General features: G+C 59.2%; 13 protein-coding genes and 1 pseudogene. 3 read left to right on the top strand and 11 right to left on the bottom strand.

Features of this window, described 5'->3' with window-relative positions:
• Positions 1 to 5: 5 nt before the first annotated feature.
• The 3 genes from nrdI to nrdF all read left to right on the top strand — a co-directional run bounded on the left by nrdI (position 6) and on the right by nrdF (position 3,619).
• Positions 6 to 428, top strand: a complete 423-nt coding sequence (gene nrdI / locus UB90_RS07720; RefSeq protein WP_065324330.1) for a class Ib ribonucleoside-diphosphate reductase assembly flavoprotein NrdI — start codon at positions 6 to 8, stop codon at positions 426 to 428.
• Entirely contained in the window at positions 410 to 2,542 is a 2,133-nt protein-coding gene (nrdE, locus tag UB90_RS07715) for a class 1b ribonucleoside-diphosphate reductase subunit alpha (RefSeq protein WP_065324329.1), read from the top strand. The genes nrdI and nrdE overlap by 19 nt, the downstream gene beginning before the upstream one ends.
• Positions 2,543 to 2,641: 99 nt before the next feature.
• Entirely contained in the window at positions 2,642 to 3,619 is a 978-nt protein-coding gene (nrdF, locus tag UB90_RS07710) for a class 1b ribonucleoside-diphosphate reductase subunit beta (RefSeq protein WP_065324328.1), read from the top strand.
• Positions 3,620 to 3,745: 126 nt separating this feature from the next.
• Here the strand turns inward: nrdF and UB90_RS07705 are convergent, their stop codons facing one another.
• From UB90_RS07705 to UB90_RS07660, 11 genes and pseudogenes are all read right to left on the bottom strand, one after another.
• The gene (locus UB90_RS07705; protein WP_039983096.1) at positions 3,746 to 4,003 is read right to left on the bottom strand and encodes a PAAR domain-containing protein; all 258 of its coding nucleotides are present in this window, start codon (positions 4,001 to 4,003) and stop codon (positions 3,746 to 3,748) included.
• A 23-nt stretch (positions 4,004 to 4,026) separates the two neighbouring features.
• Positions 4,027 to 6,075, bottom strand: a complete 2,049-nt coding sequence (locus UB90_RS07700; RefSeq protein ID WP_005619289.1) for a type VI secretion system Vgr family protein — start codon at positions 6,073 to 6,075, stop codon at positions 4,027 to 4,029.
• Between the two features lie 359 nt (positions 6,076 to 6,434).
• Complete coding sequence (locus UB90_RS07695) at positions 6,435 to 6,911, bottom strand: hypothetical protein (RefSeq protein ID WP_065324327.1); 477 nt, start codon at positions 6,909 to 6,911, stop codon at positions 6,435 to 6,437.
• A gap of 2 nt (positions 6,912 to 6,913) precedes the next feature.
• Positions 6,914 to 7,735 carry a DUF3100 domain-containing protein gene (locus UB90_RS07690; protein ID WP_065324326.1) on the bottom strand — a complete coding sequence of 274 codons (822 nt, stop codon included), beginning with the start codon at positions 7,733 to 7,735 and terminating at the stop codon, positions 6,914 to 6,916.
• Between the two features lie 108 nt (positions 7,736 to 7,843).
• Positions 7,844 to 9,379 (bottom strand): aldehyde dehydrogenase family protein, encoded by a 1,536-nt coding sequence (locus tag UB90_RS07685; protein WP_065324325.1) that lies wholly within the window; start codon positions 9,377 to 9,379, stop codon positions 7,844 to 7,846.
• Positions 9,379 to 9,795: an NAD-binding protein gene (locus UB90_RS23215; RefSeq protein WP_264753308.1), complete on the bottom strand. Its 417-nt coding sequence runs from the start codon at positions 9,793 to 9,795 to the stop codon at positions 9,379 to 9,381. The genes UB90_RS07685 and UB90_RS23215 overlap by 1 nt, the downstream gene beginning before the upstream one ends.
• Positions 9,796 to 10,296, bottom strand: a pseudogene (locus UB90_RS23210) (NAD(P)-dependent oxidoreductase); the annotation flags it as partial.
• 122 nt (positions 10,297 to 10,418) lie between these two features.
• Positions 10,419 to 11,327: a LysR family transcriptional regulator gene (locus UB90_RS07675; RefSeq protein ID WP_065324323.1), complete on the bottom strand. Its 909-nt coding sequence runs from the start codon at positions 11,325 to 11,327 to the stop codon at positions 10,419 to 10,421.
• Positions 11,327 to 12,466 (bottom strand): amidohydrolase, encoded by a 1,140-nt coding sequence (locus UB90_RS07670; RefSeq protein WP_065324322.1) that lies wholly within the window; start codon positions 12,464 to 12,466, stop codon positions 11,327 to 11,329. Before UB90_RS07670 ends, UB90_RS07675 begins: the two co-directional genes overlap by 1 nt.
• An 8-nt stretch (positions 12,467 to 12,474) precedes the next feature.
• On the bottom strand, positions 12,475 to 13,368 hold the full coding sequence (locus UB90_RS07665; RefSeq protein ID WP_065324321.1) for a VOC family protein: 894 nt from the start codon (positions 13,366 to 13,368) through the stop codon (positions 12,475 to 12,477).
• Positions 13,365 to 14,150 (bottom strand): serine O-acetyltransferase, encoded by a 786-nt coding sequence (locus UB90_RS07660; protein ID WP_227512051.1) that lies wholly within the window; start codon positions 14,148 to 14,150, stop codon positions 13,365 to 13,367. The genes UB90_RS07665 and UB90_RS07660 overlap by 4 nt, the downstream gene beginning before the upstream one ends.
• Positions 14,151 to 14,249: the final 99 nt, after the last annotated feature.

The raw sequence follows: 14,249 nt of genomic DNA, 5'->3' as shown, positions 1-14,249 counted from the left end.
CAACGGTGACCGGGCTTGTCTATTACTCCTCCCGTTCGGGCAATACGGCCCGTTTGATGGAGCGACTGGGGCTTAAGGCTCTGCGGCTGCCGCAGACAGAGCCTTCCCCGGAAGTAGATGCGCCCTATGTATTGGTGACGCCAACCTTTGCCGATGGCGAAGGGCGTGGTGCGGTGCCAAAATCGGTCATCAAGTTTCTGAACAACACGCGCAATCGTGCCCTTCTGCAGGGCGTGATTGCCGGGGGCAACCGCAACTTTGGCACCACTTTCGCCCTCGCGGGGGATGTGATCGCCAAAAAATGCGATGTCCCCGTCCTCTACCGCTTTGAGTTGGCGGGAACCGAAACAGACATCGCCCGCATCCGCGCGGGCCTCGCCCGGTTCTGGGCGGCACAGGAGCAGCAGACATGCTTGACGCAAGCGTAACCGCCGATCTCGACTATCACGCGCTGAACGCGATGTTGAACCTCTATGATGACGAGGGCAACATCCAGTTCGACGCCGACCGCATGGCGGCCCGGCAGTATTTCCTACAGCATGTGAATCAGAACACCGTGTTCTTTCACTCGCTGGACGAAAAACTCGGCTACCTCGTTGAGAAAGGCTATTACGAGCCTGAAGTGCTGGATCAGTATTCCCGCAACTTCCAGCGCAAGATCTGGGATGCGGCCTATGGCAAGAAATTCCGCTTCCCGTCCTTCCTCGGTGCGTTCAAATATTACACGTCCTACACGCTGAAAACCCGCGATGGGCAGCGCTATTTGGAGCGCTACGAGGACCGCGTGGTGATGAATGCGCTGACGCTGGCACGCGGGGATGAAAAACTCGCGATGAAGCTGATGTCGGAGATCATCGACGGCCGCTTCCAACCCGCAACGCCCACCTTCCTCAATGCGGGCAAGAAGGCGCGCGGCGAGTTTGTGTCCTGCTTCCTGTTGCGTCTTGAGGACAACATGGAGTCGATCGGGCGCGGCATCAACTCGGCGCTGCAACTCTCGAAGCGCGGCGGTGGCGTGGCCTTGATGCTGACCAACATTCGTGAACACGGCGCCCCGATCAAGGGCATCGAGAACCAGTCTTCGGGCGTCATCCCGGTGATGAAGCTTCTTGAGGACAGTTTTTCTTATGCCAACCAGCTGGGCGCGCGTCAGGGCGCAGGCGCGGTCTATCTGAACGCGCATCACCCGGATATTCTGCGTTTCTTGGATACCAAGCGCGAAAACGCGGATGAGAAGATCCGCATCAAGACGCTGTCTCTGGGCGTGGTGATCCCCGACATCACCTTCCAGCTCGCCAAGAAAAACGAGGACATGTATCTGTTCTCGCCGCATGACGTGGAAAAAGTCTACGGGCAGGCCTTCTCGGAAATCTCGGTCACCGAGAAATATCACGAGATGGTCGACAACCCACAGATCCGCAAAAAGAAGATCAATGCGCGCGCGTTCTTCCAGACCATCGCCGAAATTCAATTTGAATCCGGCTATCCCTACATCATGTTCGAGGACACGGTGAATGCGGCAAACCCCATCGCGGGCCGCATTGCCATGTCAAACCTCTGCTCCGAAATCCTGCAGGTGAACGAGGCCTCCGAGTTCAACGACGACCTGTCTTATGCGCAGATGGGCACGGATATTTCCTGTAACCTCGGTTCCATGAACATCGCACGTGCGATGGATGGTGGCGATCTGGCCGGCACCGTGGGCACCGCAATCCGCGCGCTCAATGCTGTGTCGGAAATGTCGAGCATCGATTCTGTGCCTTCCATCCGCAAGGGCAACGAGGAAGGCCACGCTATTGGTCTCGGTCAGATGAACCTGCATGGATACCTCGCCCGCGAGCGCATCCATTACGGCAGCGCAGAAGGGGTGGATTTCACCAATATCTACTTCTGCACCGTGCTTTATCATGCGCTCAGCGCCTCTAACGCATTGGCAAAAGAGAAGAAGGCAAAGTTCAAAGGCTTTGAAGACTCCGCCTATGCCGATGGCAGCTTCTTTGAGAAATATGTCGATCAGGACTGGCTGCCGGAAACCGACCGGGTCAAAGAGCTGTTTGAAGCCGCAGGCATCGAGATCCCGACCCGCAAGGACTGGGAAGCGCTGCGCGACAAGGTGATGAAGCAAGGGCTTTATAACCGCAATCTGCAGGCGGTGCCGCCCACTGGTTCGATCAGCTATATCAACTATGCCACCTCTTCGATCCACCCGATCACCGCCAAGATCGAGATCCGCAAGGAAGGCAAGATTGGTCGCGTCTACTATCCCGCGCCCTATATGACCAACGACAACCTCGAGTATTACCGCGATGCCTATGACATCGGTCCCGAGGCGATCATCGACACTTATGCGGCGGCAACGCAGCACGTCGATCAGGGACTGTCGCTGACCCTGTTCTTCCCGGCGGAGGCCTCGACCCGAGACATCAACCGCGCGCAAATCTATGCGTGGAAGAAAGGGATCAAGACGATTTACTACATCCGCCTGCGCCAACAGGCGCTGGAAGGCACCGAGGTCGAGGGCTGCGTGTCCTGTTCGCTGTAAATCGGGAGGGGGCGCTGCCCCCGGCCACCTCCGTGGCCTCCCCCGAGGTATTTTGGAAAAGATGAAGGGGCGCGGCCCCAAGCTGCTGAGATTGAGTGTATGAAAGACATGACCCAAGCCCGAGCTGTCCCCAAGGCAATCAACTGGAACCGACTTCAGGACGACAAAGATCTGGAGATCTGGAACCGTCTGACGGTAAACTTCTGGCTGCCGGAGAAAGTGCCGCTGTCCAACGACATTCAGTCCTGGTCGCAGCTGACACCAGATGAGCAGACCCTGACCATTCGGGTGTTCACCGGTCTGACGCTGCTGGACACGATCCAGAATGCCGTGGGTGCGCCGACGCTGATGCAGGATGCGATCACCCCGCATGAAGAGGCGGTGCTCAGCAATATCGCCTTTATGGAGGCGGTGCATGCGCGGTCCTATTCCTCGGTGTTCTCGACCCTGTGTCAAACCACTGAGGTAGATGAAGCCTTTCGCTGGTCGGCGGAAAATGAACATCTGCAGGCCAAATCCCGGCTGATCCTTGATGAGTATGATGCCATCGCCTCGCCGCTGCGCAAGAAGATCGCCAGCGTGTTCCTTGAGAGCTTCTTGTTCTATTCGGGCTTTTATCTGCCAATGCACTGGTCAAGCCGCGCACGCCTGACCAACACTGCCGACCTGATCCGCCTGATCATCCGCGATGAAGCCATCCACGGCTATTACATCGGCTATAAGTTCCAGCGCGGCATGGAGCGTTTGGACGAGGCTGAGCGCAAGGAACTGAAGGATTTTGCCTTTGGTTTGCTGTTTGACCTTTATGACATAGAGGCGCGCTATACAGAGCAGCTCTATGATGGGTTGGGGCTCACTGAGGATGTGAAGAACTTCCTGCACTACAACGCCAACAAGGCTCTGCAGAACCTCGGATTTGAGGCGCTGTTCCCGGAAGAAACCTGCCGTGTGAACCCGGCGATCATGGCGGCGCTGTCGCCCGGATCGGATGAAAACCACGACTTCTTCTCCGGTTCCGGCTCAAGCTATGTGATCGGCAAGGCAGAAGCCACAGAAGATGAAGACTGGGATTTCTGAACAAGAAAAGCCGCCGCAGAGATCCTGCTGGCGGCTTTTTCCTTTGGTATTTGAAAAGCGTGCAACTGAGACAATGGGCCAACGCTCTCGGTTCAAAACCGTATGCAATGGGGTGCGATTGCCGGATTACGGCGCAACCTTATGGTTTGGCGAGCCGCTGACAATGACACCACCCACCGATGTCTGACACCCGAGATAGGCCACAGGCTTGCCGTCATCCGTAGACAGGGAAGACCCCGAGGTGATCACCGCACCGCAGGTGGTTTTATCGCCAATCCGTGCGACTGGGCGACCATCGATGGTGGCCGAGCCTCCGCTGATGATCTGACATTTCCTGCACTTTGGGCAGGCATGTTCGTCTCCAACGCGTGCAACTGGTAGCATAATTCACCCTCCCCTGATTGGGCTCAGTCTTTCTGAGTGACGCATTCTTCGACCAACGGCAGAGCGTCGCGTGCTGCGTTTTGCAAGGTGGGCACCTGTGCGCTGCCGCTGCCGCCCATGCTCACCGCACCTTTCAGGTTGATGCTGCCCGCCTCAAGCGTGATGCCGGATGCATCCAAAGTGATCTTACCGCCCGGGCCCTTGATGACGAATTTCTCGTAGGCCATCAGAGTGTGCTTCGCGGTGTTGTTGGTGATCGCCTCTGTGACATTCAGGGTCGATTTCCCAAACACGGTTTCCTCGTGATTGCGCCCGATTTGCACCAGATGATCGGCATAGATGTCCTGTTTGTGGATGTTTCCAACCACATGCACGTGATCCTTGCCGTATTTTTCCTGCTGGTCACGCCCTACCTGATAGATCACGTCCTGTCCGATGTTCTCGCGCTGGTCGCGCCCCACCGACATGGTTTCATCCTGACCTACAGCTTGCGAGCGGTCGCGCCCGATGGAGTTGGTCTCGTCCCGCCCGATGGTCTTGGAGCGGTCATTCTCAATGACGATCTCCTGATCCTTCTGACCGTGCATATAGATCAGCTCTTCGTCGCGCTCATCCTCAAAGGTCAGCTCGTTAAAGCCGCTGCCCTTGTGGGTGTCGGTTTTGAAGACGGATTTGGTCTTGTTTGCGGGCAGCGGATAGGGCGGTTTGTTCTTGCCGTTGTAAACACAGCCCGACACCAGCGGTTTATCCGGGTCGCCCTCAAGGAATTCGACCACAACTTCCATACCGATGCGAGGGATCACCATGCCGCCCCAGCCTTGGCTTGCCCAGTTCTGCGACACCCGACAGCGCATAGAGTAGGCTTTTTCGAGATCCCAGTGGAAATGCACCAGAATGCGGCCGTACTCATCGCAGTCAATTTCGCCTTCACCAACCACAACAGCGGTCTGTGGGCCTTGCACAACCGGGCGCGGCGTGGTGCGCGGTGGCACCATCGGCGCAGTGGTCGGCATCAGTTTATAATCCCCGACAAAGGGGCGTTCTTCCGCGACCGCCTCGCGGTTGGAGCCATAGCTTTGGCTGACAAAACGATACCGCGCAGCAAGACAAATGTGGTCACTGCCATTCCCCGGCACCGCGTCGCCTCCGGCGAGATGCACCACGTGACCGGGGCGAAAACCGATCAGATCGCCAGTGGCTGCATGACGTGCGTCATTGCCGCGCTCTTCTTCGCACCGCAATTGCGCGACCTTGTTGCCACGACCCAGGTCGAGGTAATCGCCCGGATAATCATAGGCTTCAAGCTGGCCCTCGGCATATTGCGCATCGCCCATGCGATCCGATTCCATAGCGGCCGTGGGCGTTTTAAAGTTGTAATCCATAAGACGGGTTGCACCCGTGGTCAGGCGCCGCTCTGGGCCCCATTCCCAGAAATGCTCGCCGCCGGTGCCCTTGTTCTGGCCCATGCCATAAAACGGACGCGTGCCGAAGGTCTCATGCTTCAGCACATCGTCGGTCATCACCAGCGTATGCGCGCCTTCTTGGTGACGGAAGTGGAAGGACAGACCGAAACGCTCCATCAGACGTCGTGCAAAGGCCAGATCGCTCTCGCGGTATTGCACGGTATATTCAAGCTCCGGGTAATCCCCGATAAGTGCCACCTCCAGATGCGGCTCACCTAGGTGGGCATAGTCGGAGAGCAGCTCTTCAATAATCTCAACCACGGTTTTATTGTGGAAAATGCGCATATTGCGCCGCTGACCTGCCAGCCAGAACCAAGGCCGCAGACGCAGATCGTAGCGCCAGCCATTTTCGCTGGGGCCTTTCCATCGCGCCTCGGTGACGATGCCGTCAAAATGCGCAGGCCCATCAGCACCGACAAGCGTTACAGTCGCATGGGTACCCAGCAGCGAGTCGAAATCGAGATCGTCACGGGTCGCAACCGCCTCGACCGTGAAATCGAACAGCCCGCTTAGCGCTTCGTCGCCGTCAAACCGCCGCAGAACCAGAATATCCGGCCCCAAAACGGTGGTGAGTCGCCCGAGTCGGGCGTCTTGCGAAAATACACTCATCAAACATGCCTCTTAAAGATGCGCGGACTGTATCAAAACAACTAGGAGGGTCAACATCATGCGCGTTCTTTCCAAGCTGCGTCCCGCTCCCACCCGTTTCAAATATGGTTCAGATCGTTCGGGACAAGCCCATTGGATTGACGTGCCGACGAGGCAATATCCCTCGAAATTCAATATTATTGCCTGATCAGGATGGCAGAATAGCCACTCCAACCGGAAGGGGAATTTTGCCAACGGCGTAACATCGCCGCATTAGATCCAACTTTCTTCAGCGCGTCCCACAGGGACCAAAAGAAAACCTCTGCCCACAGGGTGTGCGGGCAGAGGCCAGAACCTTTATTTCGGCGTTGCAGACCGGATCAGAGGAACATCTGCGCCACGATTGCAGAACCGACGTAAGTGCCTGTCATCACCAGCACCGCCACCACGGCGATCTTCCAGCCAGAGGTCTTGGCGATTTCGATCTCACGCTTGGCAATCGCGATACCCGCGTAGGCCAGACAAGGCGTTGCCAGCGTCAAAAAGTTCACATGCCCGACCTTTTCCAGCACCCAAGCACTGCCCGGTGTCCACGGCAGCGTCATCACGATGCCGACCAAGGAAATCCACGCAACGGAGGGCAATTTGAACGGCACAAGCTCCGTCAGCAACAGCCCGACCATACAGATCAGCCACAGGACGATCAGCCCAACCAGCCCTTCGGGCACGGTGCTGTCGGTGGCGACGGTATTGCCCACCAGCGCCACCACACTGACCACGATCAGCGCGGCAGCATGCACATCAAGACTGAGTTTTTCCTCAACAGTGGGATCTTCGAAAGATTGCGTATCGCTCATGATTATTCTCCCGCCTGAGGGGCTGCGTTTTTGTCTGACCCGAGCCAGTCATAGAGTTTCTCCGTCACGGGCAATGCCACGAACACACAGAGATACATGCCGGTGGCATAGGTCAGCACGTTGCTGGCCCCGGCCAATGCGAGAATCTGATCTTTCATCTCTGGCACGGCGCTCACCAGTGCACCGGAACAAGCTGCCATCATTGAGCCCGAGCCAATGCCACAAGCCATGGCCAGAGCCTCAATTGAGAACATCCCAGTTGTAGCGAGGATCGATGCGAGAATGGCAAAGATAAAAGTGCCAAAAAGCGTGCCGATCACATAGACCCCCATGACGCCCGCGCCCTCTTGGCTTTTGAGACCGTATTTATCCGCGATAATCGCAATATTGGGCTCGCGCGCGACGGAGAAACACGCCCCAATCGACTCGCGCCCCATGCGCAGCACCAGCACCGCAACAGGGAATGCCAGAATAATCGTCGCGAGGTTGCCCAGCTCTTGCAGGATCAACGCCGGACCTGCAGCGATGATGGTTTCCATCGACGGGCCGATGATCGTGCCGAATTTCGCAATAAAGGGCATGATGGCGATCACGATCATTGGCGAAGCCGCCTTCACGTCTCGATCTTTGATCCAGACCTTGGCCGCGCTGACCACATTCGGGTTGATCAACAGCCCCAACACAAAGGCGTAGAGCAGCGGCAAAAGCAGGATCGCACCAAAGCCAATCGGCACCTTAATGACGCCGATCGCCTCAGCGATTACGGTGATGACAATTGCGCTGAGATGCAATCGCCAGTCTAACACGATGTCCTTGATATCCATGGATTATACCTTCCGTTGGTTCCATTTGCGCCCTTCTGACCGGGGCATTTGGTTTTGACAATGGGGCCGCCGGGTTTGAGGCCCCATTTAGTGTTTCTTGTTAGGATTTTATCCGGGGGCGTAGCCAAAGCCCTGCACCGGGTTTTCGGACGTTTCGACCCAGACTGATTTGGTCTGTGTATAGGCCGCAAGCGCCTCACGCCCGGATGAGCGGCCATAGCCGGAGCGGCCAAACCCACCAAAGGGCGACATCACGTTGATGGTCTTGTAACTGTTGATCCAGAAGGTGCCCGCGCGCACGTTCGCCGCCACCCGGTGCGCCCGCCCCACGTCGCGCGTCCAGACTGCCCCCGCCAAGCCATAGGGCGTGGCATTGGCAAGGTTCACGGCCTCTTCTTCGTCATCGAAGGGCAGAACCGAGACCACAGGGCCAAAGACTTCCTCATTGGCGATCTCCATCTGCGGCGTCACCCCATCCAGAACGGTGGGCGCATAGAAGAATCCGCCGCAGGAAGAGAGCGCATCTGGCTTGCTCCCGCCGCTTGCGATCCGTGCGCCTGCCGCGGTGGCCTCTTTCACCATTGCGTCGATCTTGCTCCATTGACGCAGGTTGTTGACTGGCCCCACTTGCGTCATCGGGTCCATCGGCACGCCCACCGGGATACGGGCGGCAGCGGTCGCGAGTTTATCAACCACCTCGGCCTGTACCGAGCGGTGCACCAAGAGGCGCGAGCCTGCGACGCAGCTTTGCCCACAGGAGGCAAAGATCGCCGCCTGCGCGCCCACGACGGCTCGGTCGATATCGGCATCGTCAAAGACGATGTTGGCCGACTTGCCACCTAGCTCCAGCACCGAGGGGATCAGACGCTTGGCGGCCGCAGCCGCGATCTTACTACCTGCCTCTGCAGATCCTACAAAGACCACCAAAGCAGTCTCGGGGTTGTCGATCATCGCCTGACCCGATCCCGGACCATCGCCCGCAATCACATTGACTAGTCCCTTGGGAGCGCCGGCTTTTTCGCACAGGATGCCGATCACCACCGAGGTCAGCGGCGTCAGCTCTGAGGGTTTGATCATCACCGCGTTGCCCGCACAAATCGCAGGGGCAACCTGCCAGCAGCAGGTAAAGAGCGGGGCGTTCCACGGTGTGATCTGCGCCACCACGCCAAGCGGTTCTTGGCGGGTGTAGTTCAGATGGCTTGAGGGAACCGGGATCACATCGCCGGTGATTTTGTCACACCAGCCCGCGTAATACTCAAACATCTCTGCCATCCGCGCAGGCTCACCGCCAGTGTCGCGCACGGGCCGCCCGGACGACAGCGCCTCAAGCTCCGAGAGGGCCGTGGCGTGCTGGCGGATTTGGCGTCCGATCTCAAACAGGATGCGCCCGCGCTCTGATGCGGTCTTGGCGTACCATTCCTTTTGCGCTGCTTTGGCGGCCTCTGCTGCGCGTGCCACAACCTTAGCGCCTGCATCACGGTAGCGGGCAAAAACCGCACCAGTGGCCGGGTCGGTCAGTTCCAGCTCTGCGCCCGTTCCGGGTACAAGTGCGCCGCCCACATAGGATTGCACCTCCGCCGAGCCGGTCAGTTCGTGCAGCAGATCCGCAACGCGGGCTGACGTATCGATCATATCCTGTGTCATCAATTCTTCTCCTTCGCGCTCAGGCGATCGACCTCTGGGTCCCCCATGAGCATAAAATCATCGCTATCCTTCAGGCCGGAGTGACCTTCGGCCCAAAGCGTTGCAGCGAGGTCGGCCACGGGCGTTGCCACCCCGGCCTCCGCCGCCAATTCGCGGGCCAGTCGCAGATCCTTGCGCATCAAGCCAGTGGAGAACCCGCTGTCAAAACTGCGCGGCAGCACCCAATTTGGGTAATGGATTTCCGAGATCGCGCTGCGGCCCGTAGCGGCATTTACGACCTTCAGCATCTCTTCTGCGTGGACGCCTGCAGCCTCTCCCAGACGCAGGGCTTCCAGTGTGGTGACCATGTGATTGGCGACCAGCATATTGTTCACGAGCTTGGCGACATTGCCCGCGCCACTGGGGCCGACATGCATGATCTTTGCGGCCATGGCCTCTAACGCGGGCATCGCCGCCTGGACCCATTGCGCCGCACCACCAAGCATGACCGAAAGCTGACCGGAGGCCGCGCCAGCGGGGCCACCACTGACGGGTGCGTCCAAAAACCCATGGCCAGCCGCCGACAATTCCGCAGAGAGCGCACGGCTGATCGCCGCCTCAGAGGTGGAGGTATCGATGATGATCTTCGTAACCTGTCCCTGTGCCAACAGATTTGCGCCCAGAGCCGATTGAACAACCGTCTGAACATGCTGCGCGGTTGGCAGGGACAATACGATCACATCTGCATCCGCAAAGACTGCATCGGTGGTCTCGACAGTGGTCACACCCGCATCGGTGGCGCCTTCGCGCGCCGGATCTGCAGGGTCAAATCCCACCACAGTGAATCCTGCTTTCAGGAGGCTGGTGGCCATCCCCAATCCCATTGCGCCAAGGCCGATAACCCCTGCCCGCGTGCCGTTCGTCGCTGCCATATGTGTCTGCTTCCTATTGTGTTGCGCCTATACCGGGCCCTTCACATCAGGAAACCGCAGTCAAGGTGATCACAGGAAGAGTGGCATTCGCGCACAGTGCGTTGCTCTTGCGGCAACGCAGGAGCCCGTCAGTTGCGAAACGCCAGCATATTTTCGGCAAGATGTCGCGCCACCAGCGCAACGGACCTTGGCAGGCGGCGACGGGCGCGCACCATCAGATGCGTACTGACCTGCTGAAGCGAGGTTTCCTCAATATCAAGCACCGCCAGATCGCCCCGTTCGGCCTGACTGGTTGCGGAAAAGCGCGGCAGAAAGCTCACCCCGACGCCTGCGCAGACATAACGGATCAACAGCGGGATTGAGGCCGTCTCCACCTGCACCCGCAGCGCCAGCCCGCGATCTGCTGCCGCCTGCCCAACGAGATGGCGGATCGCATAGCCTGTATTGAGCATAGCCACCGGATGCTCCAGCACCTCGGCCAGGCTCACACTCGTTCGTTCTGCGAGCGGCGAGTTGCGCGGCACGATCGCACAAAGGGATTGCCGCGAATGGGCCAGCGACCGCGTTGCCTCCGTCATCAGCGGATTATAGGCGATACCGATATCGCTTTCGCCTTCTATGACCTTGCGCTGCAGCTCATCCGTGCCCGCATGATCAATGACGAAACGCAGCTCGGGATGCGCGCGTGTCAGGCCCAGCAGGCCGTTCTCCATCAGGTCCGCAGCAAAGCCCTCACCGGTTGCGATCCGCACGATCTGGCTACGTCCATCACGAAAATGACCGATCTGGTCCAAAAGATAGGTCTGCTCGTCGCGCATATGCTGGGCGTGTTCGCGCAGCAGCTCTCCGGCTTCGGTCAAAGCGACGCCTTTGGAGCTGCGTTCAAACAGGGTGACCCCAAGCCGCGCCTCAGCCTCGGCGATTTTGCGCGAAATTGCCGATGGGACAACATTCAGGCGATCCGCCGCGCGGCGGATCGAGCCTTCATGCGCTACCGCGAGGAATTCGCGCAGGAATTTGGTCTCTAGCGCGTCCATCAGGCCGCCAAGACACGCCGTACCAGACGCACCCAAAACTCTGCACCAACCGGAAGCACCGCGTCGTTGAAATCGAACTTCGCCGAATGCAGCCCCGGATTTTCACCCTCACGCGCAGCCCCAAGCCAGATATAGGCTCCGGGCACTTCATTGAGCATAAAGGCAAAATCTTCTGATGCCATGCTGGGGGCCGCAGTTGCGGTATCTAGCCCCATCTCGGCGGCAACGTCACGCGCCACAGCGGCCTCAGCGGCGGAATTGATCGTCGCCGGATAGCGGCGCTGATAGTCGATACGCGCCGCGCAGCCCTGCGCGGCAGCACAGGCATTTGCGACCTCTTTTATGCGGGCCTCAATGGTGTCGCCCGCCGCAGGATCAAACCAGCGCGCTGTGCCGCGCAACACCGCCCGGTCCGGGCAAACATTCCATGCCGAGCCAGAGTGGATTTGCGTCACCGACACCACGCCCGGCTCCAGCGGAGAGAGGGACCGCGCCGGGATTTCCTGCAAGGCCGACGCCATTGCCGCCGCAGCTGCAATTACCCCGTCCGACTGTTCTGGCATCGCCCCGTGCCCGCCACGTCCGGCCACCTCAATTTCAAAGACCGCAAAGGCCGCCATCATCTTGTCATCGCGCGCCACCATGCGCCCCGTTGCAAGCCCCGGCCAGTTGTGAATGCCATAGACCTGATCGACCGGAAATTCACGAAACAAACCCTGTTCGATCATCACCCGCGCGCCACCGTCATTTTCTTCGGCGGGCTGGAAGATCAGTGTCACGGTGCCTTGTTTTACACCTTCCTCAGCGATCTTTCGCGCTGCCAGCAGCAGCATCGCGGTGTGCCCGTCATGACCGCAGGCATGCATCTTGCCCGGTGTGCCAGACGCATAATCCAGCCCCGTGGCCTCATCCATGGGCAGTGCGTCGATATCGGCGCGCAGACCAATCGCCGGCGCGCCCTGCCCCATTTGGGCCACCACGCCGGTGCCGGCCAAGCCGCGATGCACTCGCCACCCCCATTCCCCCAGAAGCGTTGCGATTTTTTCGGAGGTGCGGTGCTCCTCAAACCCCAGTTCCGGGTGGCGGTGAAGGTCGCGGCGCAAGGCGATGGCGTCATTGATGTGCGAAGTGTCGAACATGGTATCTCTCAGGTCTTTGGTATTTCTTGAAAGCTCAGCAGGATGCCGCCCAGACGCGTGACGTCGCCGAGGACCAGCGCACCGTCAACCTCACGAGAGGCAAAATTCGCAGCTGCAATAAAGGGGCGCAACCGGGACAGCGACTCGCACCGGATATCCAGCGAGATGACAGATGGCGCACCATCTGGGGCTAGTTCATCCGGCAACGCACCAAAGAGCATGGGCGCAGTGGCGCGGCTGACAACGCGCCAATCACCGTTCGCGGTCGCGACCGCAAAGCCCCAGTCGGTGTCCCGAACGGCATCCGCGCCGTGCAAAACCGCCAGCCAATCGCGCACCGCAGGCTGGGCGTCAGGTTCCGCCAGGATGGTTGCAGAAGCGAAGCCGTGAGCTCCATTGGGATGGTCCATCCAGTCCGGAAATTCAATCAGGTCACGGCGGTGTTGCTGACAGGCGAACATGCTGAGCCGGGGCAACCCTGCCCGCGTGAATATCTTGAGCGTGGTTTTGGTGCGGTCCGGTGTGCCGTCATCGCGTATCACATCGCGCCCAAACTCAATGGTGCCCTCACAGGTGCCCCCCTGTGCTACGACGCGCGCTTCATCCGCCGCCGCATCGCGGGAGTTCAGCGCCGAGAGGCAAACCCCTTCGCGCTCTGCCAGCCAATGCTGCACGTGACGCCCGAAACAGAATTCACCCGCAGCATATGTGTCGAGCAGGTTTTCATCCTGAATCCCCACCAGTTCCAGCAGTTGATCGCGAAAAATGACCAGTGCCGTAGAGGTGCCCCACGGGTGCATTCCCGGCGGTTTCATCAAAAACCCAAGGCTGCAGTAGGTTTTGCGCATCATCGGCAGATCGCGCACGCACACCAACGGGTGATCAATACCAAGCGAACTCATGCACCCTCTCCCCTAAGCTGTTCTAATGATGTGAAGCCGGCAAACCGCGCCGACCCGCGATCTTGCGCGCGCGGCCCGGTGACAACATGACCCGCAGGCACATCGCGCGTCACCACCGCTCCGGCAGCGATGGTCGCGCCTGCGCCGATTTCCACCGGCCCGAGGATCGTCGCCCCGGCTCCGACGACGACACCGCGCCGCAAAATCGGGTGACGGGCGTCTCCCATATCGACAAAATTCGACCCCAAGGTCACGCCATGCCAAAGAGACACATCATCCTCGATCACAGTGGTCTGGCCGATCACCAGCCCAAGCCCATGATCCACCCAAACCCCGCGACCTATCGTGGCCTGTGGCCAGATCTCGACGGAAAGCGCGCGGGTGAATTGTAACTTCAAACCCAGCGCCAGCGGCTCACGTCCAGCGGTCCACAACGCGCGGGTCAGACGGTAAGACAACAGCGCCTGAAACCCATGCGCCATATGCAGTACCTGCGCAGCCCCTCCGGGCGCCTCATCCCGCGCGGTCGTGGCAAGGAGATCGTCGAGAACAACCTCCACCAATTCGGCCGAGCACGCAAAGATATCTGCCGCTGTGCGGCGCACCAGATCTCGGAGTTCTGTCTCTGGCATGCAGGAAGCAAGAACAGTGGCAAGGAGCGACGGAACATCTGAAATCTGTTGCGGATCATAGCCGTAGACCACACGCAAATCGGGATCTGCCTCAAACAAACTGCGCACGGCGGGCAGCAGGCTTCGTCTCAGTGGGTTGGCGCGCATCATATCCTCACTCGCTGCTCCTGATCGGAGACTGCACAGATCACGCGATCTTCACAAGACACAGTTCGGCAGCGCAACGTTGCCCGTGCGAGAACGCGTTGG

This window comes from Tritonibacter mobilis (genome assembly GCF_001681715.1).
Taxonomy (GTDB): domain Bacteria; phylum Pseudomonadota; class Alphaproteobacteria; order Rhodobacterales; family Rhodobacteraceae; genus Epibacterium; species Epibacterium mobile.
The sequence above is the reverse complement of the archived record's forward strand: the minus strand, read 5'-3'. Positions and strand labels throughout refer to the sequence as shown.